The organism is Pseudomonas sp. DD1 (genome assembly GCF_044510355.1).
Taxonomy (GTDB): domain Bacteria; phylum Pseudomonadota; class Gammaproteobacteria; order Pseudomonadales; family Pseudomonadaceae; genus Aquipseudomonas; species Aquipseudomonas shahriarae.
Map to the genome: position 1 here is coordinate 60,739 of NZ_MSAJ01000001.1, position 22,825 is coordinate 83,563.

Genomic DNA, 22,825 nt, shown 5'->3' on the forward strand with positions numbered 1-22,825 from the left:
TCACGCGGGTGTTTTCTTCACCCGCAAGGCCTTGGCCTTCGCCTCCACCGTGAGGTACATCAGCAGCGCTACCAGCAGCGGCAAAATAAAATAGATCGCCCGGTAGGCAATCAATCCGGCGAGCAGGCTGCCCCGTGACGCTTCATGTTGCAGCAGCGCGATAAACACCGCTTCCAGCACGCCAAGGCCGGCCGGAATATGCGTCAGCACGCCGGCGATCGCGCTGATCAGCAACACCCCCAGCACCAGCGGGTAGTCCAGCTTCGCCGGCAGCAAGGTGAAAATCACGGCCGCCATCAGCGACCAGTTCAACGCGCCGAGCGCCAGTTGCAGACACGCCATGCGCAGCGACGGCAGGTTGATCTCGATCCCGCGAATCGACCAGGCGCGCTTCTTCGAGAACTGACACGCAGCCAGATAGCCGAGGCTCGCAACGATCAGCAACACGCCAACCCCTTGCAGCGCGCCGCTACTGAGCTTCCAGCCCGGTGGCATCGTCACCAGGCCGCTGCTGAACACCACGCCGGCCAGGGCCATATAGCCAAACCAATTGGTGGCCAGGCTCAAGCCGAGGATTTTTGCGATATTGCCGTTGCTCACCCCCAGCCGCGAATACAGCCGATAGCGCATGGCAATCCCGCCGACCCAGGCGCTGAGGTTGAGGTTGAACGCATAGCTGATGATGCCCACCGGCAGGATCTGCTTCCAGCGCAAGGGCTGGCGGATGTAGGTGCGGCCGATCAGGTCAAAGCACGCATACACCAGGAAACTGCACAGGGTCAGCCCGGCGGCGATCCACAAGGTGCGCAGCTTGAAGTCGCCGAGGGTGTCGAACACCTCGCTCCAGTCGATACGCCGGGCGAGCAGGGTGAAGAGCACGATCAGCAGCAGAAAGAACGCGATGGTCAGCGGTTTCTTCCAGCGCTTGAAACCGCGGGGGCTGGCATCAGCCGTGTGGGCTTGGCTCATGGTCCTGGCTCCGGTCATGGACAAAGGGTTTCAAGCGCGGTTTATGGGCAGGCAACCAGCCGGTCCAGGCCGGGAAATGTCGCAGCACATGGAACACCACAAACCCCACGGTCACCCGCCATAACCAGCCGCGTGGGGTACGGTTTTCCGGCATGGTCTTGCAGTGGTTGCGGCTCAAGTCTTCCAGGCGCTCGAACAACTGTTGATTGAACCCCCGGTCATGAATCAGCACGTTGGCTTCCAGGTTCAACGACAGGCTCAACGGGTCGAGGTTGCTCGAGCCCACGGTGCTCCAGGCTTCGTCCACCAGGGCTACCTTGCCGTGCAACGGGCGCTGGCAATATTCGTGGATCACCACGCCTTCCTTGAGCAGGTAGTCGTAGAGCATGCGAGCCGCCAGCTTGGCCAGCAGCACATCGGGCTGGCCCTGCATGATCAGTTGCACCTGCACCCCACGCCGCGCGGCATTGCGCAGTTCGCGCAGCAGACGATAACCGGGGAAGAAATAGGCATTGGCGATCACCACGCGCTGGCGGGCGTGGCGCAGGGCGTGCAGGTAGGCTTCTTCGATATCGGAGCGGTGTTGCAGGTTGTCGCGGTAGATCAGGCGTACCAGGCCATCACCTTCCTCTGTAGCCCAGGCAGGCCGTTGCTGACGTCGCCAGCCACGCCGCGTACGCACCGGGCGCCCGCTTTGTGCCAGGGCAAAGTGATGCAAGTCGGCCACGGCCGGCCCGATCACCTGCACCGCATAATCCTGCTTGGCCTCGGGCCCGAAGTCCGCCAGGTGGTCGGCGGAAAAATTGATCCCGCCGATAAACCCCACCGTGGCATCTACCACCACGATCTTGCGGTGCAAGCGGCGAAACCAGTTGGTGCGAAACCCCAGGGTCTTGGGCGCCGGGTCAAACATCTGCACCGTGACCCCGGCCTGGGCCAATTCGCCGAGAAACCCCGGGCTCAGTTCGCCACAGCCAAAGCCATCAAGGCTGACCACCACCTTCACCCCGCGCTGTGCGGCCTCGATCAGAATCCCGTGCAGTTCATGACCGACCTTGTCCTCGAACAGAATAAAGGTCTCCAGGAGGATTTCCTGGCGAGCCTGGCGCAGGGCCTCGAATACCTTGGGGAAGTACGCCTCACCGTTTTCCAGCAACTCCACTTGGTTGCCGGGCTGCCAGGCGTAGTCCAGATCCCTGGCCCTGGTGTCATCTGGTGGCTGATCGGTGGCGATGTGTTCCACGGCGCCGTTCATAACTCAATCTCCACCGACAGCGGCGCGTGATCCGACAGGTGCGACCAGGGGCGAGTTGTCAGCACTTGCGGCTGATGGACCTTGAGGTTGCGCACATAAATGCGGTCCAGTGCCAGCAGTGGCAGGCGCGCCGGAAACGTACGGGCCGGTTTACCGTGGGCTTGCACGAACACTTCCTGCAGGCCGCTGTGGCTCAGGTCAGCCTGCTGGCGCCAGTCATTGAAGTCGCCGGCGACGATCAACGGTGCTTCGCCGGGGATCTCGGCGACCCGCTGCGCCAGCAGTTTCAGCTGCTGTTGGCGGTGAACCTCGCGCAGTCCCAGGTGTACGCAAATGGCATGCACCTCCCGGCCGGTGCCGGGCAGGCGCAACACACAATGCAATAGCCCGCGGCTTTCGTGACCGCTCTGGGAGATGTCGAGGTTGTCATAGCGAATGATCTGGAATTTCGACAGCAATGCATTGCCGTGGTCGCCATGGGGGTACACCGCGTTGCGCCCGTAGGCGAACTGCGGCCAGATACTGTCGGCGAGAAACTCGTACTGCGGCATGCTCGGCCAGTTGCTGTAGCGCCGGGGGTGGTGCTCATGGGTGCCATGCACCTCCTGCAGGAACACCACATCGGCAGCCACGCCGCGCACCGCCTCGCGCAATTCCGGCAGGATGAAGTGTCGATTGAGGGCAGTGAAGCCCTTATGAGTATTGACCGTCAGCACCTTGAAGCGGGTGATGGCAGCGCTGGGCGTGACAGGCACCCATTCTGGAATCACAGCCATGGTGGCTCCCGTGGGTTGGCGGGGCAGTGGCCTCCGTTCGTTAATGGCTGACTGTGGTGTTCGAAGGAAAGTTTCGACGGTCCTACAAACGGCACATCCATGGCGTGAACGGCGCTGCGCAGGATTTTCATGGCCCACTGCGCAGGATTGGTTACAAGCCAAACCGAACTTGCCCGGCATATATCCGTCAGTTCCTTACAGACCCTTCTGAAAGGAGCCCGGAGTTTTGCTGAATTTTAAGACTGCACTGCTACTCGGCGCGCTGCTGATGGGTGGCAATGGCGCGCTATTGGCCGCCGATCCCGCCCCCGAGCCGCAAGCACCGGCCAAGCCGGAACTGCTGGTCGAGGGCGGCCTGTTGGGGGCGATCAGTTCCAGCATTGATGACGTCCAGGAAAAGCTCGACCTCAACCAGAACCTGGTGGCTGCCTGGCGCCTGCGGGCCGATCGGGCCGCCGCTGAGGTAGGGCGTCTGGTCGACCAGACGTCGGAACGCTCGCCGTGGAGCGTGGTCAGGGACTTCCTGATGTTGTCCGGCGTGTGGATCGGCGCCTTCGCCCTTCTGACCCTGGCAGGACGCTGGTTGGTCGCCCGCTTGAGTCGACAGCGCTTTATCCAGCCGCGTCAGCGCCTCCAGGCGTTATTGGGCTATGTGATTCCCTACACGGTTCCGGCGCTGATCTGCCTGCCGCTGACTCTGTACTTTAGTCATTTCCTGCAAGCTTCCGTGGGCCGCGCGCTGGCGCTGTGTTTTGCCTACGCCACCAGTAGCGGTATTTTCTCCACTTCCGTTTTGCTGTGCGTAATCGTCATGTTCAACGTCGGACACAAGCGCCCGGCGGTACGCATAATTCGTCAGTACTGCCCCGCGCCACTGTTTCTGATCGGCTTTCTGGCCGCCCTCAGCGATGCCCTGACCAGCCCGCAGATCGCCCGCCAGTTGGGCGGCAATATCACCAGCAGCATCGCGGTGTTTACCGGTTTGGTGGCGTCGGTGATTTTTGGCCTGATGGTGGTGCGTCTCCGCCGGCCCGTGGCGCACCTGATCCGCAATCGGCCGTTGGCCCAGCGTTTGAAGCAGCCGGCGTTGCAGGAGTCGCTGCGGATTTTTTCCGGGTTGTGGTTCTGGCCGATCCTGCTGATGGTGCTGGTCTCGGCGATCAACCTGATCGGCGCTGGTGAAGACAGCCAGAAAGCCCTGCGTTGCGCACTGTTCACCACTGTTTTGCTGATCGGCACAGTGTTTCTCAGCACCGTGTTGCAGCATTTGTTCAAGTCCCGCAGCTCGGCGACGATCCAGCGCAGCAGTGCCTACAAGGAACGCTTCCTCAGCTTGCTGCACGCACTGTTGCGCATGGTGATGGCCATCGCGTTTATCGAGATCCTCGGGCGCATCTGGGGCGTGTCGCTGTTCGAGTTTGCTCAACGCAACGCCGTGGGCCGGGCGATCAGCGACTCCCTGAGCAGCATCGGCCTGATCCTGTTGATGACCTGGTTGTTCTGGGTGGTGCTCGACACCGCTATCCAGGAAGCACTGAAGCCACCAGCCAGCAAACGCTCCAGCCGCCAACCGAGCACGCGGGTCAAGACCATCCTGCCGCTGTTGCGCAATGCGGTGAAGATCATCCTGGTGGTGATTTGCGCCATCACCACCATGGCCAACCTGGGGATCAACGTCGCGCCCCTGCTGGCCGGTGCCGGAGTGGTCGGGCTGGCCATCGGTTTTGGCTCCCAGCAATTGGTGCAGGATGTGATCACCGGGTTGTTCATCATCATCGAAGACACCTTGTCCATCGGCGACTGGGTAGTGCTCGACTCCGGCCACGCCGGTACGGTGGAGGGCCTGACCATCCGCACCCTGCGCCTGCGCGACGGCAAGGGCTTTGTGCATTCGGTGCCGTTTGGCCAGATCAAGGCGGTCACCAACCAGTCGCGGCAATTTGCCTATGCGTTCTTCTCGGTGCAGTTCACCTATGACACCGACGTGGACGAGGCCGTGGAACTGATCCGCGAAGCCGGGCAGTCGATTCGCGACGATGTGTTCCTCAAGTACAACCTGCAAGGCCCGCTGGAAGTGTTTGGGGTCGATAAGATGGACCTCAATGGCGTGGTCCTGACGGCGCAGTTCCGTACGGTGTCCGGTGGGCAGTACGCGGTCAGTCGCGCTTTCAACCAGCGTCTGAAAAAGCTTGTGGATAACTGCCCCGCAGTACACTTCGCGCAAACTTATCCACAGCCGGTGCTTTTGCCGCAGCGTGTGGCGCAGATTGAGGAGGAGGGCGCGCTGCCCAAAGCCACTTAGTAAGTGACGGTTGCGCTACAAACCCGCAAAATGCAACGATTCTGGTAAACACCTACGGCATGGCATCACCGCCTGTCGATACTAGCCATCGTTCCAAACAGACCGGGCCTGCTCAATCTATGCGAATGCGCCTTATGTTACTGGGCGGCGGGAATGCTCTCGGGCAAGCGCTGATTCGCCTCGGTGCGGAGGAAGATATCGGTTTCCTCGCCCCGCGCCCGCCCCAAGACGGCTGGGATGCCGCCAGCCTTACCCAGTTGCTCGACGACACCCGTCCCGATGCCTTGATCAACCTCGCCTATTATTTCGACTGGTTCCAGGCCGAGAGCGTGAACGAGGTTCGCCTGGCCGGGCAGGAATCCGCCGTCGAGCGCCTGGCGGAATTGTGCCAGCACCACAGCATCACGCTGCTGCAACCTTCCAGCTACCGGGTGTTTGATGGCTCGCGCGCCACCGCCTACAGCGAAAAAGACGAGCCGGTGCCCCTGGGCCTGCGTGGCCAGGCGCTATGGCGCATTGAACAGAGTGTGCGCGCTACCTGCCCGCAGCATGTGCTGCTGCGTTTTGGCTGGTTGCTCGATGACAGCGTCGATGGCACGCTGGGACGTTTTCTGGCGCGTGCCGAGAAAACCGAGGAGTTGTTGCTGGCCGACGATCGACGGGGTAACCCGACACCGGTGGACGATGCGGCACGGGTGATCATCTCGGTGCTTAAGCAACTCGATTGTGCGGCACCGTTGTGGGGCACCTACCACTATGCGGGGCAAGAGGCGACCACGCCTGTGGCCCTTGGCCAGGCGATCCTCAGCGAAGCGCGTAACTTCCATGCGCTGGCGGTCGAAGCGCCGACGGCCCAAGCCCATGCCGCGCGGCCGGATGCCGCCGACGAGCCGCAACATGCGGTGCTGGCCTGCAAGAAGATCCTGCATACATTTGGCATCAAGCCACGGGCGTGGCGTGCGGGACTGCCGGCGTTGCTCGATCGCTTCTACCGGCATCACTAGCTGACTGAACACAAAAAAATGTGGGAGCCCGGCTTGTGTAGGAGCTGGCTTGCCTGCGATGCAGACACCCCGGTCTATCAAAGACACTGAGGTGATGCTGTCGCAGGCAAGCCAGCTCCCATACAAGCCAGCTCCCACATTGTTGTTTGGCGTTTGTTACGTCGGGTTTAGAACTTGTAGCCGATACCGACCATGTAGACCATCGGATCCACGTCCACATTGACCTTGGCGCGGGTACCCGCTGGCAGAGCACTGTTCTCTACGGTGGCCTTGGTGCTGATGTCGATATAGCGCACCTGACCGTTGATCATCCACTTGTCGTTGATCATGTAGTCCATGCCGACCTGCGCGGCCCAACCCCAGGAGTTCTCGGCCTTGAAGTTGTTGAAACCTTGGCCCTGGGCGCTGCTGCCAACGTGTTCGTCATAGATCCAGGTGTAGTTGATACCGGCACCGACGTAAGGCTGGAACGCCGACTTGCTGTCCAGCGGGTAGTACACCACGCTCAGGGTTGGTGGCAGGTGCTTGAGGGTACCGAGCTTGCCGTTGGCAGCGTCGAGGCCGGTGTTCTTGATCTTCACATCATGCTCGAACGGGGTGGCGGCCAGCAGCTCGATACCGACGTGGTTGGTCAGCATGTAGGCGAAGTTCAGACCCAACTGCGTGTCGCTGCTCATGGTCGCCTTGCCACCCAGGTTGGTGCCGGCCAATGGGCCCTGGTCAACCTTGACGCTGCCGCTGTCGGCCTTTGGGTTAACGGTGATAGCACCGGCGCGAACGAGGATGTCGCCAGCCTCGTGGGCGTGGGCGATAGGGGCGGCGAGTGCAAGCGCGAAGAGGGAAGCGCTGAGCAGTGACTTGTGCATGAGTGGCTCCAAAGGACGTTTTTAGTTGGCTGTGTCCAATGGTAAAGATCGTTGCGGCCGGGCCTTTGACTCAGCTCAATGAAACGGCGATCAGCCAAATACACCGCGCCCACATTGCAATAGCGGTGCTATTGAGGGCGGGGTTTAGTTCGGCAACTCGTAGATGTAGATCTTCTCGGCGTCCATCTGATAGCCAGCATCCGCCAGTTCGCTGGTAGACGGCTTGACCTGCATCTGGCCTTCGATCCAGTACGGCTGGTACAACTCTTCCAGCTTCACGCCGATCTCACTGCGCACATGCACGATCTGGTTCGACGGCGGGGGCGGCACGTGGATGCAGGCGCCGAAGTACGGCACCAGCAGAAACTCAGTGGTGCGGCCTTCCTCGCTGACCTCCAGCGGCACGATGTAGCCCGGCAGGCGGATATGCTGGCCGTTGAGGGTGGCTACCACCGGCGCGTTGGGCAAATCCTGTTTGGCCGCTGGCGCAGCTTCCGCCGCCAGGGCGTCGGCCATGTTCGACAGGTTGTGCAGCGGTGTCATGTTCGGCACTTCCACCGGGGCATCCGGCGGAATCATTTCTTGCCATGACAAGTCTCGGGGCGCCTCGGCCCAGGCGGGCAGGGCCACCATCAGTAACAGCGCAAGCAGGGCACGGCGCATCAAAGCCTTCCTTATAAACGGATCGACAGACCATCGGCCAACGATTGGCGATAGGCGCGCCAGGCCGGCACGCTGCCCATCAGCAGGGCGGCGACCAGAATACCGGCGAGCAGCGTCCATTCATACGGGCTGGGCAGCGCGAGCGGCAGATCCAGGCCGTAATTGGCCTGCAAATAGCCACGGGACGCGGCGATGCACACATACAGCAGGCCAACCCCCGCGACCACTCCGGCCAGCGCCAGGGCGAAGGCCTCGAAAATCAGCAGGCTCGCAATGTGCCACGGTCGTGCGCCCACCGAGCGCAGGATCGCCATTTCCCGGCGGCGCTCATTGAGGCTGGTGAGGATCGCGGTGAGCATGCCGATCAATCCGGTCAGCACCACAAACAGCGAGATCACGAACAGCGCCTTTTCTGCGGTGCCCATCATGCTCCATAACTCTTGCAAGGCCACGCCGGGGAGGATCGCCAGCATCGGCTCGCCGCGAAATTCGTTGATCTGCCGTTGCAGGGCAAAGGTCGAGATCTTGTTATTCAAACCCAGCATAAACGCGGTAATGGCTTGCGGCGTGAGGTCCATATTGCGCGCCTGGTCGGCACTGATCCGGCCTTTGCCCTGGGCGGGCACGCCGTTGTGCCAGTCGATATGGATCGCTTCCATGCCGCCCAGGCTAATGTGCAGCGTGCGGTCCACCGGGGTGCCGGTGCGTTGCAGGATACCGACCACGGTGAAGGGTTTGTCATCGTGCTTGACCAGGCTGACCACCGCCACGCCGTGGGCCAGTACCAGCTTGTCGCCGAGCTTGTAATGCAGGGCGTCGGCCACTTCGGCGCCGAGCACCACTTCAAACGGGTCGGTATCAAACGCGCGGCCACTGGCCAGTTGCAGGTTCTGTTTGCGGCCGTACTGGTAGTGTTCGAAGTAGGCTTGGGTGGTGCCCATCACCCGGTAACCGCGATGGGAGTCGCCCAGGGACATGGGGATCGCCCATTTCACCTGCGGGCTGGCGGCAAAGTGCTCGAAGCTGTCCCAGCGGATGTTGTTAGTCGCGTTGCCAATGCGAAACACCGAATACAGCAGCAGGTTGACCGAGCCGGAGCGGGCGCCGACGATCAGGTCGGTGCCGCTGATGGTGCTGGCAAAGCTGGCGCGGGCCTCGGTACGCACACGCTCTACCGCCAACAGCAGGCACACCGACAGGGCGATGGCGAATGCAGTCAGGATCGCGGTAAAGCGGCGGTTTGCCAGGCTGGCCATGGCTAGACGGAACAAATACATCTCAAACCTCGAGCGGCGTGGCGGCGCGATTAAGCTCGGCCAACGACAGGTTGCGGTCAAACAGCGAAGCCAGGCTCTGGTCATGGCTGACGAACAACAGGCTGGCGCCCGCTTCGCGGCATTCGGCGAACAACAATTGAAGAAAGGCTTCCCGGGCGTCGTGGTCCAGGGCCGAGGTCGGTTCGTCGGCGATCACCAGTTCCGGCTGGCCGATCAATGCCCGGGCGGCGGCCACCCGTTGTTGCTGGCCGATCGACAGCGCATCGGCGCGTCGCCCAAGCAAATCAGGGTCCTTGAGGCCCAGGTGTGCGAGCAAGGTAGCGGCGGCCTGGTCGACACTGCCGTGGCGCTGGATCGCCCGCTGTGCGCGTAGCTTGGAGAAATGGCAGGGCAGTTCGACGTTCTCGCGGACTGAGAGAAACGGCAGCAGGTTGAACTGCTGGAAGATATAGCCGGTGTGGTCGACCCGAAACCGATCGCGGGCGCCGGCCGACAGTTTGGTCAACTCCTGGCCCAGCAGGCGAATGCTGCCGCGATTGGGGATCTGCACTCCACCCAGCAGGCCGAGCAAGGTGGTTTTGCCACTGCCGCTGGGGCCTTTCAGAAACAGGGTTTCCCCTGGCTCCAGGCGAAATGCCGGGATGTCCAGCAACTGGGGGTGACCGGGCCAGTTAAAGCCCAGGTCGGACAGTTCGATCAGTGCTTGGGTCATGGGAACTCAGTATCACCTGCAGAGCGCGGTCAACTGTGGAGGCGGGCTTGCCTGCGATGGTATCGACGCGGTGTCACTGATCCACCGCGTCGTCTGCATCGCAGGCAAGCCCGCTCCTACATCAACCGTGTGGAGTCAGAATTTCAGGGTCGCGGCCTGAGGCGTCGCTTCAACACCCTGCTGGCCGCTCGGGCCGATCAGTTGTACCTGAATTTTCTGGGTGGCGGGGAAGGTCTTGAAGATGTTCGCCAGATCGAGGTTTTTCAGCGCTGCGGGGCTGGCGCAGGTGAACTGGTAGTGGGCGTGGATTTCGCTGTGATCATGGTCATGGGCGGCCGCGCCTTTGCCATCAGTGGCGTGGTCATGATCATCGTCTGGCTTGTCGCCAAACAGCGGGCTTTCCAGCTCCTGGCTACTGACCACGCAACCGGCGGCCTTGGGCAGGCTGAACAGCACCAGCGGTTGTTCCAACTGCTTGCGGGCGGCGGCGAGCTTGGCTTTGTCGGCGTCGGTGGTGGCCAGGTGCTCGAAGCCCACCAGATTCATCGCCGGGCTTTCCAGCTCCAGTTCCAGCGCCTTGCCGTCCAGCACCGCGTTCAGGCGGCCAACACCGTGCTCGTGGGCGTCCAGGCTGCCATGTTCATGGTCATGATCGTGGTTATGTTCGTCAGCGGCCTGGGCGGCCAGTGGCAACAGGGCAAACGGCAAAGCGAGCAACAGGCGGCGCATAGCGAGACTCCAGGGCGTGAATGAAGATTTTGTTATGTGATCTTATAACAAAAGAGTCGAGAGTTTGACCGCCTGCTTGGCGTTGCGCAAGGCACATGGGAGCATGCTCGTCAGAAAAGTGCTGGAGGACGAGCAATGATGCGAATTCGTGGAACCATCGGCGAGCTGCCTGTGGATTTGACTCTGGAGCTGGACGACAGCGATTGGGCGCGGCTGGGCGTGCACCTGCAGACGGCCACGCCGGTGACGGGCGAAGTACCGGCTGCCCCGGCGCCGGTCAACCAGGACGAGAGCCTGTGGCAGGCCGCCCAGGACCTGCTGCGTGAGGCCGGGCAACTCAGCGGGTTGGAATTGTCGGATCGCCTCGAAGGGCTGGCCGGCAGCGCCCCGGCGGGCAAGCGCCTGTTGGTGCGCCTGCGCCATAGCGCCAAGGTGAAGGTGTCCAGCGGCGGGGATACGCCGCAGTACAGTTGGATCGCTGATTAGTACAGCGCGGCGAACAACTTGCGGCGATACACCGTGACCAGCGGGTGGTCGTTGCCCAGCAACTCGAACACTTGCAGCAGCGTCTTGTGCGGCAGGCCTTCGTTGTAGCTGCGGTTGCGGATAAACAACTTGAGCAAGCCTTCCAGCGCCGCGTCGTATTGCTGGCGAGCCAATTGCTGCACGGCCAGTTGATACGCCGCTTCATCGTCCTGCGGGTTTTGCGCCAGGCGGGCCTTGAGGTCAGCGGTATCCGGCAGGTCGGCAGCCTGGCGCAGGAACGTGATCTGCGCCTTGGCGCCGGCGAGGGCGGCCTTGTGAGCATCGCTCTTGACCGCATCCAGCACGGCCTGCGCCTCGCCCAGTTCACCGCGTTCGGCCAGGCAGCGGGCGTAGAGGATCAGCGCGGCGGCGTTGGTGTTGTCTTCACCGAGCAAGGCCACCAGCACCGCCTCGGCCTCACTGATGCGGCCTTCGGCAAACAGCGCCTGGGCCTGTTCCAGCGGGTCCGCCTCAGCCGGTGGCGGCATCTGCACATGGGGCTCCAGCAGCGCGCGAATCTCAGACTCCGGCTTCGCCCCGGCAAACCCATCCACCGGCTGGCCGTCCTTGAACAGCACCACGGTCGGCAGGCTGCGAATGCCAAAGCGCGCGACAACATCCTGCTCGGCTTCGCAATCGACCTTGGCCAGCAGCAACTCGCCCTGATAACTCTCGGCAATCTGCGCCAGCAGCGGCATCAACGCCTTGCACGGCGCACACCACTCGGCCCAGAAATCCACCAGCACGGGTTTGTGGAACGAATTTTCGATGACAGCCTGATCGAAGGTGGCGGTGGTGACATCGAAAATGTACGGCGTGGGCTCACTCATGGAGGTTCTCAATGACGCGTGGGATGGGGCAACTATAAAGACTGGCGGGCTCTATCGGAAGCAGCGCAAGGATCAAGCACGAGATACGTGCCAAAAAGGGTCCTGATACCAGTCACGAGGGAACCCCATCGCTTTTAGGTTGAGGTGGGGGAAGTCGCTGATCAGGTGATAAAGGTGCTGGTCCCAGTGAGTGTGGGGGCTTATCTGATGCATCAAATGGTTAAGCATGCAAAGTGTCGAAAAAATGCGGGTATGGGGCCCTGGCTGGAGCAGATGGTTTGGCCACGGGAAGTTGGCTTTCCTGGGTAATTCAGGACGAATACCCAGTTGCCGATTCCACATTCTTGAGTGATGGGCGCACATGTTTCGCACAGTGGTCAAGGTGTGAAGCCAGGACTGCAGCAGTGGCGCGGGGAGCCCCAGTCGCCTGGCAACGGCTTTTTTATCCGCGTCCTTGGCCAGGCCCTTGTAGAGATGGGAGAGGTCGCCCAGCGTCAACTCTTCCAGCATGGCCCAACCCGGCATGAGAGAGGGGTGGTCATAGGTATTTGGATAGTGGCGCGCGTAGCTTTCTTTGGCTCTTTGACGCTTGAGATGGTCTTTTCGATTGTCGTCTGTGTGTAGTCGGTCGACGCGCAAACATTCGCGTTCATAGTCACGGGTCGCCACAGACTGTCTGGTGTGTAGCGTTGCAAGCAGGCGCTGGTGGTCAAATGTCGGGTGAAAAGCCTGGCTGTCGATGTACCAATGGCTGCCGTAGGTGGGGCCCATGTGATTACTGATGACTGCACGGGAGGCGATCTCGACCCGCTCAATGGCATCCATGGTCAATAGGCGCAGGCGACGGTCAAAATCGTAGAGTCGTGCCAACTGGTGAAAATGGGTGCCGGCATGGAAGTGGTGGTCGATATCTTCCGACTGTTGGAAAGGCCGCATATAGGGGCTTAATCGAAAGAAACTGACCGATTGCAGGAAGCGCCGGGCGCCTGTTTCATCTTCAATGATCAAGCCCCGAGACTTGAGCAGCTCCAACTGGGCCGGGACATCAAGGGCTGGTTTGTCGAACGCCCTCATGCTGGAAAACCAGCAGGCATAAAAAACCCGCACAATTTGTGCTTGGTTGCTGGCGCAACCAGAGGCATGGCGGGTGTATTGCCAAGCAGATTATGCAACTGCCCAGGTTTTTGCAACGCCCTTGGAGGGGCGCTGAGCGGCGAAAAAACGGGGAAATGCATGCAGGTCGATCGTCCAGGCCGCGTGCGGGAGAACGCTATTTTCCATGTCCTGCCGGGCGCTGTCTTAGCCACTCTATTGCTGAAAATTTGTAACTGAGAGGCCTAGCGTCGTGAATGGTACAGACTCACCCTGCGAAACTCCCAAGGCTCCGCCAGGTCCGGCAGGGTCAGCGCCTCGAGGATGCCCAGCCGCTGATAATCCGCATGCTGGAAATCCCGTACCCGCGAGTCGGCGACCAGCGCTTCGCGCCCGCGGGTGAGGAATTGATCCAGCAGCGGCAGGTTCGCCCGGTCGTACAGCACGTCGGCCACCAGGATCAGGTCGAAACGATCGGCTTCGGCAAAGAAGTCCGCCGAATAGCCCAAGGTCACGCCATTGAGTTCAGCATTCGCACGGCAGGCGCCGAGCGCCAGTGGGTCCAGGTCACAGGCCACCACTTCCAGGGCGCCGGCTTTCACTGCGGCAATTCCCGCCACGCCGGAGCCGGCGCCAAAATCCAGGACGCGCTTGCCCGCCACCCACTCGGGGTTGGCGGCCAGGTAGCGGGCCAATGCCAGGCCGCTGGCCCAGCAGAAGCTCCAGTAGGGCGGCTCATGCAGGATGCGCCGGGTTTCCTCGGGGCTGAAGGCGCGGTCCATGTTGTCGGCGTCCAGCAGCCACAACGACAGGTCGGTGCCGGGCAACGGGCAGGGCAGCAGTTGCGCGTCGCCGATCAGTTCGCTCAAGGCCCGTTGCAGGTGCAGCGGTGGCGTCATGGGGCGCGCACGAGTTGCAGGGGCCCGGTGGTCTGGGTGATAGCTTGCTCGATACGCACCGCCGGCAGGTGCAGGATCAACTGCCCGGACTGGCTGGCGCGGCCACGCAGTTCAACGCGGGCGCCGGCGGGAAACGCTTGCGGGTTGAAGCGCAGGCGGAAGGCCAATGGTTTGTTGTTGCCGATCAGCACGCTGCTGGCGAGCAGTTGTTGCGGGCGGCTGCGCTCGTCGATCACCAGCAGTGCCAGCTCCACTTCAGCGCCGGCGGGCACACCCGTGAGGGTGCCGCTCACTTCACGCTGGTAGGCCGGCAATGGCCCCAGCGGTTCCTGGCCGGGGATTTTTTTCTCTTGCTGCGGCGTGGGTTGCGGGGCGGCTGGTTTTGGCGCTTCGCTGCTGCAGGCGACCAGAAAACTGAACATTGTGAGTAAAACCAGCGGTCGTAACGGCATGTACGGCTCCAAAAAGGGCAAAAATCCGTGAACTGAACATAAGAAACATAATAGTCAGCCTATATACCGTAAAGGCTATGGCTTGTCTTGCCACGGGGATGCGCTACCATGGCCCTCCCTTTTTTTGTTGCCTGCCACCATGCACTGTCCCTTCTGCGGTGCCAACGACACCAAGGTCATCGACTCGCGTCTGGTCGCCGAGGGCGACCAAGTGCGTCGCCGGCGCGAATGCCTGGCCTGCGGTGAGCGTTTCACCACCTTTGAAACCGCCGAACTGGTACTGCCCCGTCTGATCAAGTCCGACGGCAGCCGCCAGCCCTTCGACGAAGATAAACTGCGCGCCGGTATGCAGCGCGCCCTGGAAAAACGCCCGGTCAGTGTTGAGCGGCTGGAAGCGGCGCTGGCGCATATCAAGCACAAGCTGCGGGCGACCGGTGAGCGCGAGGTCAAGAGCCTGGTGGTTGGAGAACTGGTAATGGGCGAGCTGCAAAAGCTCGACGAAGTTGCCTACATTCGTTTCGCCTCGGTGTATCGACGCTTCCAGGATCTCAATGAGTTCCGTGAAGAGATCGACCGCCTGGCCCGTGAGCCGGTCAAAGAATGAACCCTCATTCTGCAGAACAGGCCGTGCTCGACGCCCATTACATGGCCCGTGCCCTCGAACTGGCGCGCAAGGGCCTGTACACCACCCATCCCAACCCTCGGGTCGGCTGCGTGATTGTGCGCGACGGGCAGATTGTCGGTGAAGGCTGGCATGAACGCACCGGCGAACCCCATGCCGAGCCCAACGCCTTGCGCGCCGCAGGCGATAAAGCCCGTGGCGCCACGGTATATGTGACGCTCGAGCCGTGCAGCCATTATGGCCACACGCCGCCCTGCGCCGATGCGCTGGTGACCGCTGGCGTGGCGCGGGTGGTCGCGGGTATGCAGGATCCGAATCCGGAAGTGGCTGGGCGTGGCATGCAGCGTCTGGCCCAGGCCGGCATCGAGGTGCTCAGCGGCGTACTGGAAAGCCAGGCACGCGCCCTGAACCCCGGCTTCCTCAAGCGCATGGAGCATGGCCTGCCGTTTGTGCGGGTCAAGCTGGCGATGAGCCTGGACGGGCGCACCGCGATGGCCAGTGGCGAGAGCCAGTGGATCACCGGCCCCGCCGCCCGCGCCGCCGTGCAGCGCCTGCGGGCCGAGGCCAGTGTGGTGCTGACCGGCGCCGATACTGTGCTGGCCGATGGCGCGCGCCTGACCGTGCGTGCCGCCGAACTGGGCCTGGATCCGCAAACCACCGCCCTGGCCATGTCGCGCCCACCGTTGCGCGTGCTGATTGACGGCCGCCTGCGGGTGCCGCTCAACGCGCCGTTCTTCAAGGCCGGGCCGGCCCTGGTCATCACCTGTGTGACTGCGGAAAACCAGTTCCCCCGTGGCCCCGAATGCCTGGTGGTACCGGGTGTCGACGGCCAGGTCGACCTGCGCTCGGCGCTGGTGGCACTGGCGGCCCGTGGCGTCAACGAGGTGCTGGTGGAAGCCGGGCCAAGCCTGGCCGGCGCGTTTGCCCAGCAAGGCCTGGTGGACGAGTACGTGATTTTCGTCGCCGGTAAATTCCTCGGTTCCGCTGCCCGCCCCTTGCTGGACTGGCCGCTTGAGAAACTGGCCGACGCCCCCCAACTCAAGATCATTGAAATGCGCGCTGTAGGCGACGACTGGCGAGTCACTGCCATTCCGCTCCCCCCAGCGAGCGTATAATTGCGACCGGTCGCCCCGGCGCCCGCACTGTTTTCCAGGAGAAGGCCATGTTCACCGGCATTATCGAATCCATCGGCAGCATCCGCGCCATGACCCCCAAAGGTGGCGACGTGCGCCTGCTGGTTGAAACAGGCAAGCTGGACCTCGGCGACGTCAAGCTGGGCGACAGCATCGCCGTCAGCGGCGTATGCCTGACGGTCGTCGAACTGCCGGGCAATGGCTTTGCCGCCGATGTCAGCCGGGAAACCCTGGACTGCACCGCGATGAATGACCTCAAGGCCGGCAGCCCGGTCAACCTGGAGAAAGCCCTGACCCCGACCACCCGTCTGGGCGGCCACCTGGTCAGTGGCCATGTCGACGGCGTCGGCGAAGTGGTGGCACGCAGCGAAAACGCGCGGGCCGTGGAATTCCGCATCCGTGCGCCGAAAGAACTGGCCAAGTACATCGCCCACAAAGGCTCGATCACCGTCGATGGCACCAGCCTGACCGTGAACGCCGTAAATGGCGCCGAATTCGAACTGACCATCATTCCCCACACCCTCAGCGAAACCATCATGGCCTCGTACCAGCCGGGTCGCCGGGTGAACCTGGAAGTGGACTTGCTTGCCCGTTACCTGGAGCGCCTGCTGCTGGGCGAAAAGGCCGCAGAGCCTGCAGCCGGTAACATCACCGAAAGTTTTCTGGCCGCTAACGGCTACCTGAAATCCTGACCAAGGGGGTGCCGCGTGGCGCTCAATAGCATCGAAGAACTGGTTGACGATATCCGCCAAGGCAAGATGGTCATCCTGATGGATGACGAAGACCGCGAGAACGAAGGCGACCTGATCATGGCCGCCGAGTTGTGCCAACCTGAGCACATCAACTTCATGGCCAAGCACGCCCGTGGCCTGATCTGCATGCCCATGAGCCGCGAGCGCTGCGAACTACTCAAGCTGCCGCTGATGTCGCCGCGCAATGGCTCGGGGTTTGGCACCAAGTTCACCGTCTCGATTGAAGCGACCACCGGCGTGACCACCGGCATCTCTGCCGCTGACCGCGCCCGCACCGTGCAGGCCGCTGCCGCGAAAGATGCCAAGGCCGAAGACATTGTCAGCCCTGGCCATATCTTCCCGCTGATGGCCCAGCCGGGTGGCACCCTGGCCCGTGCCGGCCACACCGAAGCCGCCTGCGATCTGGCGCGCATGGCCGGGTTCGAGCCGAGCGGGGTGATCTGCGAAGTGATGAACGACGACGGCACCATGGCCCGTCGCGCTGAACTGGAAGCCTTTGCCGCCGAACACAACATCAAGATCGGCACCATCGCCGACCTGATTCACTACCGGATGATCCACGAACGTACCGTTCAGCGGATTGCCGAGCAGCCGCTGGACAGCGAACTGGGGCATTTCAACCTGGTGACCTACCGTGATTCGGTGGAAGGCGACGTGCATATGGCCCTGACCCTGGGCAACATCTGCGCCGAAGAGCCGACCCTGGTGCGGGTGCACAACATGGACCCGTTGCGCGACCTGTTGATGGTCAAGCAGCCGGGCCGGTGGAGCCTGCGAGCCGCCATGGCTGCGGTTTCCGCGGCGGGCAGCGGTGTCGTGCTGTTGCTGGGCAATCCGGTGGATGGTGATGTGCTGCTGGCGCATATCCGCGAAAGCGCTGACCAGGTGCCGGTGAAAAAACCGACCACCTACAGCATCGTCGGCGCCGGCTCGCAGATCCTGCGTGACCTGGGCGTGCGTAAAATGCGCCTGATGAGCGCGCCCATGAAATTTAATGCGATATCCGGTTTCGACCTGGAAGTAGTAGAATACGTGCCCTCCGAATAAAGGCCGGCGATTATCGCTCCTTGTTCGCGGTTCAAATATCACTAAGGGGCGCGTCATATACGCGTCCCGGCTCTTTAAGAGATTTGTCGAATGACCCTGAAGACCATCGAAGGTACCTTCATCGCCCCCAAAGGCCGCTACGCCCTGGTGGTTGGCCGCTTCAACAGCTTCGTGGTTGAAAGCCTGGTAAGCGGTGCCGTGGACGCCCTGGTTCGCCACGGTGTGAGCGAAAGCGATATCACGATTATCCGTGCCCCTGGCGCCTTCGAAATTCCACTGGTTGCGCAGAAAGTTGCCCAGCAAGGCGAATACGCAGCAATCATCGCCCTGGGCGCGGTCATTCGTGGCGGCACCCCGCACTTCGAATACGTGGCTGGCGAGTGCACCAAGGGCCTGGCCCAGGTGTCTATGGAGTTCGGCGTGCCAGTGGCCTTCGGCGTACTGACTGTTGATTCCATCGAGCAAGCCATCGAGCGCTCCGGCACCAAGGCCGGTAACAAAGGCGCTGAAGCTGCCCTGTCTGCCCTGGAAATGGTCAGCCTGCTGTCGCAGTTGGAGGCCAAGTGATTTCCGACGAGAGCGATCGTTTCAACCCGCGCGACCCCCGTCCTGCAGACGCCGGCAAGCCATCGAAGAACGAAAAGCGCCGTGCTGCCCGTCAGTTGGCGACCCAGGCGCTGTATCAGCGTCAGATGGCGGGTACTTCGTTGAACGAAATCGAAGCACAGTTTCGCGTCGACAACGATTTTACCTTCGCCGACCTGCCGTACTTCCACGACATCCTGCACGGCGTGCATGCCAACCTGACCGAGATCGACACGGCCCTGGCACCTTGCCTGGACCTGACCCTCGAAGAGCTGGACCCGGTTGAACTGTGCGTGATGCGCCTGTCCACCTGGGAACTGCTCAAGCGCGTTGACGTGCCGTACCGCGTAGTGATCAACGAAGGTATCGAACTGGCGAAAGTCTACGGTTCGACCGACGGTCACAAGTTCGTCAACGGCGTGCTCGACAAGCTGGCCCCGCGCCTGCGTGAAGCCGAAGTGAAGGCGTACAAGCGCTAACCTGCGCTTGACTCCCTGATGGGCGAGTTCGAGCTGATCCGCACCTACTTCGCCGCCGCGCCCTGTGCGCAAGGCGGCGAGGGCATTGCCCTGGGGATCGGCGACGACTGCGCCTTGCTGGCAGTTCCCCCCGGGGAACAGCTGGCGATTTCAACCGATACCCTGGTGGCCGGCGTGCACTTTGCCGACCCCTGCGACCCGTTTTTGCTCGGCCAGCGTTCGCTGGCGGTGGCAGTCAGCGACTTGGCGGCCATGGGCGCCCATCCCCTCGCATTTACCCTTGCGCTCACTACACCGACGGTCGCGGCCGATTGGTTGCAGCGCTATGCCCAGGGTTTGAATGCCATGGCCCAGCGCTGTGGTGTGGGCCTGGTGGGCGGCGATACCACCCGTGGGCCGCTGAGCCTGACCGTCACCGTGTTCGGCCGTGTCCCGGCGGGGCTGGCGTTGACCCGCAGTGGCGCGCAGCCCGGCGACCTGCTGTGTGTCGGCGGCGAGCTGGGCAATGCGGCTGGGGCCTTGCCGTTGGTGTTGGGGCAGCGTAGCGCTGCTGCGCAGATCGCCGAGCCGCTGCTGGGCCATTACTGGTCGCCGCAGCCGCAACTGGCCCTGGGCATGGCGTTGCGTGGCAAGGCTACGTCTGCATTGGATATTTCCGACGGTCTGCTGGCAGATTGTGGGCATATCGCCAAGGCTTCAGCCGTAAGCCTGGTGATCGAGCGGCACCGTTTGCCGCTGTCGGCGGCGTTGCTGGCCTTTCTGGGGGATGATCAAGCGCGTTCCGCAGCCTTGAGCGGTGGCGATGATTACGTCCTGGCGTTCACCTTGCCGCCCGCTGAGCTGGCGCCATTGCTGGCCGACGGTTGGCCGGTGCATATTGTCGGGCGCGTAGAGGCGGGGGCCGGCGTGCGACTGCTGGATGCCGGTGGCCATGACATCACCCCGGCCGTGCGCGGTTATCAACATTTTCGCGAGACGCCGTGACCCGCCGGGCTGCGCTACCCTTTACCGCGTTGTAGAAACGATCGCTTTACCATGGAGGGCGTCATCATGGGGCTACGACGCTGGTTGCTGATTCTGCTGTGTGTGGTCGCGTCTCCCGTGTGGGCCGATGACACCCCCGAAGTGCCCGGCCAGATCCGTCTGGCCAGTGAAACCTGGAATGACTACACCAACGCCGATGGCAGCGGCCTGGCCTGGGATGTGTTGCGAGAAGTCTTTGAGCCGGCCGGGGTCAAGGTCAAGATCCGCAGCGTGCCCTACACCCGTTCGGTCGGTCTGGCCCGGCGGGGCGAAGTGGATGCCTGGGTCGGCTCCTATCATGATGAGACCGAGGGCGTGCTGTACGCCCGCTGGCACTACGACTCCGACCACATCTACGCCCTGGGCCTGGCGGGCAGCCCGGCGCCGACCCTGGTGACCCTGGGCTCTTACCGCCTGACCTGGGTACGTGGCTACAAGTACGAGGAATACCTGCCCAATATTCATCGTTTCAACCAGATCGAACGACGTAGCGGGATTTTGCCGATGCTCCAGCATGGGCGGGCCGACTTCTACATTGATGCCCTGGCCGAACTGCAGTACATCCTCGGCCAGGCTGACGACCCATCGGCGTTCAAACTCACGCACATTGCCGAATTGCCGTTGTTCCTGGGGTTTACCGACAGTGAGAGAGGGCGGTCATTGCGGGGGGTATTTGACCGGCGCATGGAGTTGTTGGTGAAAAGCGGCGAGTTGAAACCGATTTTCCAGCGCTGGAACCAACCGTATCCGTTTTGACGCCCATAGAACCAAGGCAAAGGCCAATCGAACCTATTGATCTTTATCAGCGATAATTCAGCTTAAGCGTCTGTAGGAACGTGCTGTTACAATGCCCGCCTCTGTGAAATCTGAAATCAGGAGCACACGGTGCCCGTCGTTTTCGTCGCTGCTTCCAAGCTGCCTACCCCTTTTGCCACGTTCACCATGCATGGCTTTCTTGAAAAAGCCTCCGGGCGCGAGCACGTCGTGCTCAGCCTGGGCGATGTGGCCGATGGCGCCCCGGTCCTGGGCCGCTTGCACTCTGAGTGCCTGACCGGTGACGCACTGTTCAGCCAGCGCTGCGACTGCGGCTCGCAACTGGAAGCCGCCATGCAAGCCATTGCCCGTGAAGGCCGTGGCGTGCTGCTGTATCTGCGTCAGGAAGGCCGTGGCATTGGCCTGCTGAACAAGATCCGCGCCTACGAACTGCAAGACGGTGGCGCCGATACCGTCGAGGCCAACGAGCGCCTGGGTTTCGCCGCCGATCAGCGCGATTACGCCATCTGCCTGCCGATGCTTGAGCATTTGGGCATCCAGTCCCTGCGCCTGATGACCAACAACCCGCGCAAGGTCAAGGCCTTGACCGAGATGGGCATCACCGTCGCCGAGCGTGTGCCGCTACACACCGGGCATAACCCGCACAACAAACTCTACCTGGCGACCAAGGCCAGCAAGCTCGACCATATGATGGGCAACGAGCATCAGGGCGAGGCAGACCGGGCGTGACGCGCGGTCAGGTCAAGCGGCGCCTGTCCTTCAGTTGGTGGCAGTACCTGGCGCTGGCGTTGTTGCCGTTGTTCGTGATCAATCTGGTATTTGGCCAGGGCGAGCCGTTGTTGCCGGTGCTGGCAATGCCATTCTTTATCGCCGGCGTTGCCTCGATGTTTGCCAGCCTGCGTTACTTCCATGCCTATAAACATGCACTGATCGCCACCTCCAAGGCCCTCGATACGCCTGAAGAGCCGGCCGCGTGGATCACCCTCGCGGCCCGTCGGCGTACGGCGCTGCTGGTCGCGGCGTTTCCCGCCTGGATCGGTGCACTGGCAGTGTTCGTCGGCCTGGAAGCGGTGCCGCTGTTCCTGCTGGCATTGTCGACCCTGGTGCTGTTCTACCTCTATCGCATCCCGCGTCAACTCGGCTGATGCGCCTCTGGCTGGCGGGTCTGCTGCTGGCCGCCAGTGCGTCGGCGATGGCGGTCGAGCGGGTGGTCAGCCTCGCACCTTCCTTATCTGAAATCGTCGTTGAACTGGGCGCCAGCGATCTGCTGGTGGGCCTACTCGACGGCGGTGAACGGCCTGACGCGCTGCGTAGCCTGCCCTCGGTGGGGCGTTATGGGCAGTTGGATCTGGAACGACTGCTCAGCCTGCAGCCTGACTTGCTGCTGCTCTGGCCCGGCAGCGTCGGCCCGGCCCAGCGCGAGCAGCTCAAGCGTTTGAACATCCCTGTTTACGTCGCCGAACCCCATAGCCTTGAACAACTGAGCAGCCAGGTCGAAGCCATCGCCCGACAGCTAGGCCGCGCTGATGAAGGTCGCCAATTGGCTGCCCGCTTGCGTCAACGCTTGGCCGAGTTGCGCCAGCGCTATCAGCGCAGCCAGCCGTTGCGGGTGTTCTACCAGGTGTGGAACCAGCCGCTGTACACCGTGGGCGGTGGGCAGATCATCAGCGATGCGCTTAGCGTGTGTGGTGCGCGCAATGTGTTTGATGACCTCAAGCTGCCAGCCCCGCAGGTCAGTATCGAATCGGTGTTGCAGCGTGATCCCGAAGTGATCCTCGCGGCGGATCAAGCGCAACTGGACGATTGGAAGGCCTGGCCCCAGGTGGCGGCGGTGGCTCAGGGGCGTTTGCTGATCGTGCCGGACAAAGGCCTGGAACGGCCCAGTGGGCAGATGGTGGAGGCGGTGGGCCGGCTGTGTCAGGTGATTGCGCCGAACCGTTGAGAGCGCTATCGCAGGCAAGCCAGCTCCCACATTTGACTGTATTCATACATCAAAAGGTGGGCGCTCGGCAGTGCAGAATATTTTGGCCACACCACAGAACCCATGTGGGAGCTGGCT

At 62.2% G+C, this 22,825-nt stretch carries 26 protein-coding genes; 14 read left to right on the forward strand and 12 right to left on the reverse strand.

All coding sequences use genetic code 11. The annotated features are described in order from the left end of the window. The 3 genes from PSFL_RS00355 to PSFL_RS00365 are packed head-to-tail and all read right to left on the reverse strand — an operon-like array spanning position 1 to position 3,000. Positions 1 to 969 (reverse strand): lysylphosphatidylglycerol synthase domain-containing protein, encoded by a 969-nt coding sequence (locus PSFL_RS00355; protein ID WP_057960757.1) that lies wholly within the window; start codon positions 967 to 969, stop codon positions 1 to 3. After that, positions 947 to 2,224 (reverse strand): cardiolipin synthase ClsB, encoded by a 1,278-nt coding sequence (gene clsB, locus PSFL_RS00360; RefSeq protein WP_057438958.1) that lies wholly within the window; start codon positions 2,222 to 2,224, stop codon positions 947 to 949. Before clsB ends, PSFL_RS00355 begins: the two co-directional genes overlap by 23 nt. After that, on the reverse strand, positions 2,221 to 3,000 hold the full coding sequence (locus tag PSFL_RS00365) for an endonuclease/exonuclease/phosphatase family protein (protein ID WP_397469540.1): 780 nt from the start codon (positions 2,998 to 3,000) through the stop codon (positions 2,221 to 2,223). Before PSFL_RS00365 ends, clsB begins: the two co-directional genes overlap by 4 nt. 226 nt (positions 3,001 to 3,226) lie before the next feature. On the opposite strand from PSFL_RS00365, the gene PSFL_RS00370 reads away from it, so the two are divergent. Continuing rightward, a complete protein-coding gene (locus PSFL_RS00370) occupies positions 3,227 to 5,302 on the forward strand; it encodes a mechanosensitive ion channel family protein (RefSeq protein WP_397469541.1) in 2,076 nt (691 codons plus the stop codon). Between the two features lie 119 nt (positions 5,303 to 5,421). Then, entirely contained in the window at positions 5,422 to 6,306 is an 885-nt protein-coding gene (locus PSFL_RS00375; protein WP_081044312.1) for a sugar nucleotide-binding protein, read from the forward strand. Between the two features lie 167 nt (positions 6,307 to 6,473). On the opposite strand, the gene PSFL_RS00380 is transcribed toward PSFL_RS00375, so the two are convergent. The 5 genes from PSFL_RS00380 to PSFL_RS00400 all read right to left on the reverse strand — a co-directional run bounded on the left by PSFL_RS00380 (position 6,474) and on the right by PSFL_RS00400 (position 10,553). Next, positions 6,474 to 7,172, reverse strand: coding sequence for an OmpW family protein (locus tag PSFL_RS00380; RefSeq protein WP_169959831.1), 699 nt, complete (start codon positions 7,170 to 7,172; stop codon positions 6,474 to 6,476). Positions 7,173 to 7,316: 144 nt separating this feature from the next. Continuing rightward, positions 7,317 to 7,835 carry a DUF3299 domain-containing protein gene (locus PSFL_RS00385; RefSeq protein WP_057438962.1) on the reverse strand — a complete coding sequence of 173 codons (519 nt, stop codon included), beginning with the start codon at positions 7,833 to 7,835 and terminating at the stop codon, positions 7,317 to 7,319. A gap of 11 nt (positions 7,836 to 7,846) precedes the next feature. Then, entirely contained in the window at positions 7,847 to 9,112 is a 1,266-nt protein-coding gene (locus PSFL_RS00390) for an ABC transporter permease (protein ID WP_057960753.1), read from the reverse strand. A 1-nt stretch (position 9,113) separates the two neighbouring features. Then, positions 9,114 to 9,824, reverse strand: coding sequence for an ABC transporter ATP-binding protein (locus PSFL_RS00395; protein WP_057438963.1), 711 nt, complete (start codon positions 9,822 to 9,824; stop codon positions 9,114 to 9,116). A 135-nt stretch (positions 9,825 to 9,959) separates the two neighbouring features. Beyond that, entirely contained in the window at positions 9,960 to 10,553 is a 594-nt protein-coding gene (locus PSFL_RS00400; protein ID WP_057438964.1) for a DUF2796 domain-containing protein, read from the reverse strand. A gap of 135 nt (positions 10,554 to 10,688) precedes the next feature. On the opposite strand from PSFL_RS00400, the gene PSFL_RS00405 reads away from it, so the two are divergent. Continuing rightward, positions 10,689 to 11,039 carry a hypothetical protein gene (locus PSFL_RS00405; RefSeq protein ID WP_170043985.1) on the forward strand — a complete coding sequence of 117 codons (351 nt, stop codon included), beginning with the start codon at positions 10,689 to 10,691 and terminating at the stop codon, positions 11,037 to 11,039. Here the strand turns inward: PSFL_RS00405 and trxA are convergent. The 4 genes from trxA to PSFL_RS00425 all read right to left on the reverse strand — a co-directional run bounded on the left by trxA (position 11,036) and on the right by PSFL_RS00425 (position 14,351). Next, positions 11,036 to 11,908, reverse strand: coding sequence for a thioredoxin (gene trxA, locus PSFL_RS00410; protein ID WP_057960749.1), 873 nt, complete (start codon positions 11,906 to 11,908; stop codon positions 11,036 to 11,038). The two genes, PSFL_RS00405 and trxA, sit on opposite strands and share 4 nt — an antisense overlap. A 72-nt stretch (positions 11,909 to 11,980) precedes the next feature. Then, positions 11,981 to 12,982: an Abi family protein gene (locus tag PSFL_RS00415; protein WP_057960748.1), complete on the reverse strand. Its 1,002-nt coding sequence runs from the start codon at positions 12,980 to 12,982 to the stop codon at positions 11,981 to 11,983. A gap of 263 nt (positions 12,983 to 13,245) precedes the next feature. Then, positions 13,246 to 13,899, reverse strand: a complete 654-nt coding sequence (locus tag PSFL_RS00420; protein WP_057960747.1) for a methyltransferase — start codon at positions 13,897 to 13,899, stop codon at positions 13,246 to 13,248. Then, a complete protein-coding gene (locus PSFL_RS00425; RefSeq protein WP_057438965.1) occupies positions 13,896 to 14,351 on the reverse strand; it encodes a YbaY family lipoprotein in 456 nt (151 codons plus the stop codon). Before PSFL_RS00425 ends, PSFL_RS00420 begins: the two co-directional genes overlap by 4 nt. 139 nt (positions 14,352 to 14,490) lie before the next feature. Here PSFL_RS00425 and nrdR point away from each other — a divergent pair, with 139 nt between their 5' ends. From nrdR to PSFL_RS00480, 11 genes are all read left to right on the forward strand, one after another. Continuing rightward, entirely contained in the window at positions 14,491 to 14,955 is a 465-nt protein-coding gene (gene nrdR, locus PSFL_RS00430) for a transcriptional regulator NrdR (RefSeq protein ID WP_057439031.1), read from the forward strand. Then, on the forward strand, positions 14,952 to 16,088 hold the full coding sequence (gene ribD, locus PSFL_RS00435; RefSeq protein WP_397469542.1) for a bifunctional diaminohydroxyphosphoribosylaminopyrimidine deaminase/5-amino-6-(5-phosphoribosylamino)uracil reductase RibD: 1,137 nt from the start codon (positions 14,952 to 14,954) through the stop codon (positions 16,086 to 16,088). The genes nrdR and ribD overlap by 4 nt, the downstream gene beginning before the upstream one ends. A 47-nt stretch (positions 16,089 to 16,135) precedes the next feature. Then, positions 16,136 to 16,798, forward strand: coding sequence for a riboflavin synthase (locus PSFL_RS00440; protein WP_120734218.1), 663 nt, complete (start codon positions 16,136 to 16,138; stop codon positions 16,796 to 16,798). 15 nt (positions 16,799 to 16,813) lie between these two features. Continuing rightward, positions 16,814 to 17,905: a bifunctional 3,4-dihydroxy-2-butanone-4-phosphate synthase/GTP cyclohydrolase II gene (gene ribBA / locus PSFL_RS00445; RefSeq protein ID WP_057438968.1), complete on the forward strand. Its 1,092-nt coding sequence runs from the start codon at positions 16,814 to 16,816 to the stop codon at positions 17,903 to 17,905. 90 nt (positions 17,906 to 17,995) lie between these two features. Beyond that, complete coding sequence (gene ribE / locus PSFL_RS00450) at positions 17,996 to 18,472, forward strand: 6,7-dimethyl-8-ribityllumazine synthase (protein ID WP_003176356.1); 477 nt, start codon at positions 17,996 to 17,998, stop codon at positions 18,470 to 18,472. Beyond that, positions 18,469 to 18,969, forward strand: a complete 501-nt coding sequence (gene nusB, locus PSFL_RS00455) for a transcription antitermination factor NusB (protein ID WP_057438970.1) — start codon at positions 18,469 to 18,471, stop codon at positions 18,967 to 18,969. The genes ribE and nusB overlap by 4 nt, the downstream gene beginning before the upstream one ends. Positions 18,970 to 18,987: 18 nt before the next feature. Beyond that, on the forward strand, positions 18,988 to 19,953 hold the full coding sequence (thiL, locus tag PSFL_RS00460; protein WP_057438971.1) for a thiamine-phosphate kinase: 966 nt from the start codon (positions 18,988 to 18,990) through the stop codon (positions 19,951 to 19,953). Between the two features lie 66 nt (positions 19,954 to 20,019). Further along, positions 20,020 to 20,748: an ABC transporter substrate-binding protein gene (locus tag PSFL_RS00465; protein ID WP_057438972.1), complete on the forward strand. Its 729-nt coding sequence runs from the start codon at positions 20,020 to 20,022 to the stop codon at positions 20,746 to 20,748. A gap of 129 nt (positions 20,749 to 20,877) precedes the next feature. Next, complete coding sequence (ribA, locus tag PSFL_RS00470; RefSeq protein WP_057438973.1) at positions 20,878 to 21,495, forward strand: GTP cyclohydrolase II; 618 nt, start codon at positions 20,878 to 20,880, stop codon at positions 21,493 to 21,495. Beyond that, entirely contained in the window at positions 21,492 to 21,911 is a 420-nt protein-coding gene (locus tag PSFL_RS00475) for a nuclear FMR1 interacting 1 family protein (RefSeq protein ID WP_057960742.1), read from the forward strand. The genes ribA and PSFL_RS00475 overlap by 4 nt, the downstream gene beginning before the upstream one ends. Further along, on the forward strand, positions 21,911 to 22,708 hold the full coding sequence (locus PSFL_RS00480; protein ID WP_397469543.1) for a cobalamin-binding protein: 798 nt from the start codon (positions 21,911 to 21,913) through the stop codon (positions 22,706 to 22,708). Before PSFL_RS00475 ends, PSFL_RS00480 begins: the two co-directional genes overlap by 1 nt. Positions 22,709 to 22,825 lie beyond the last annotated feature (117 nt).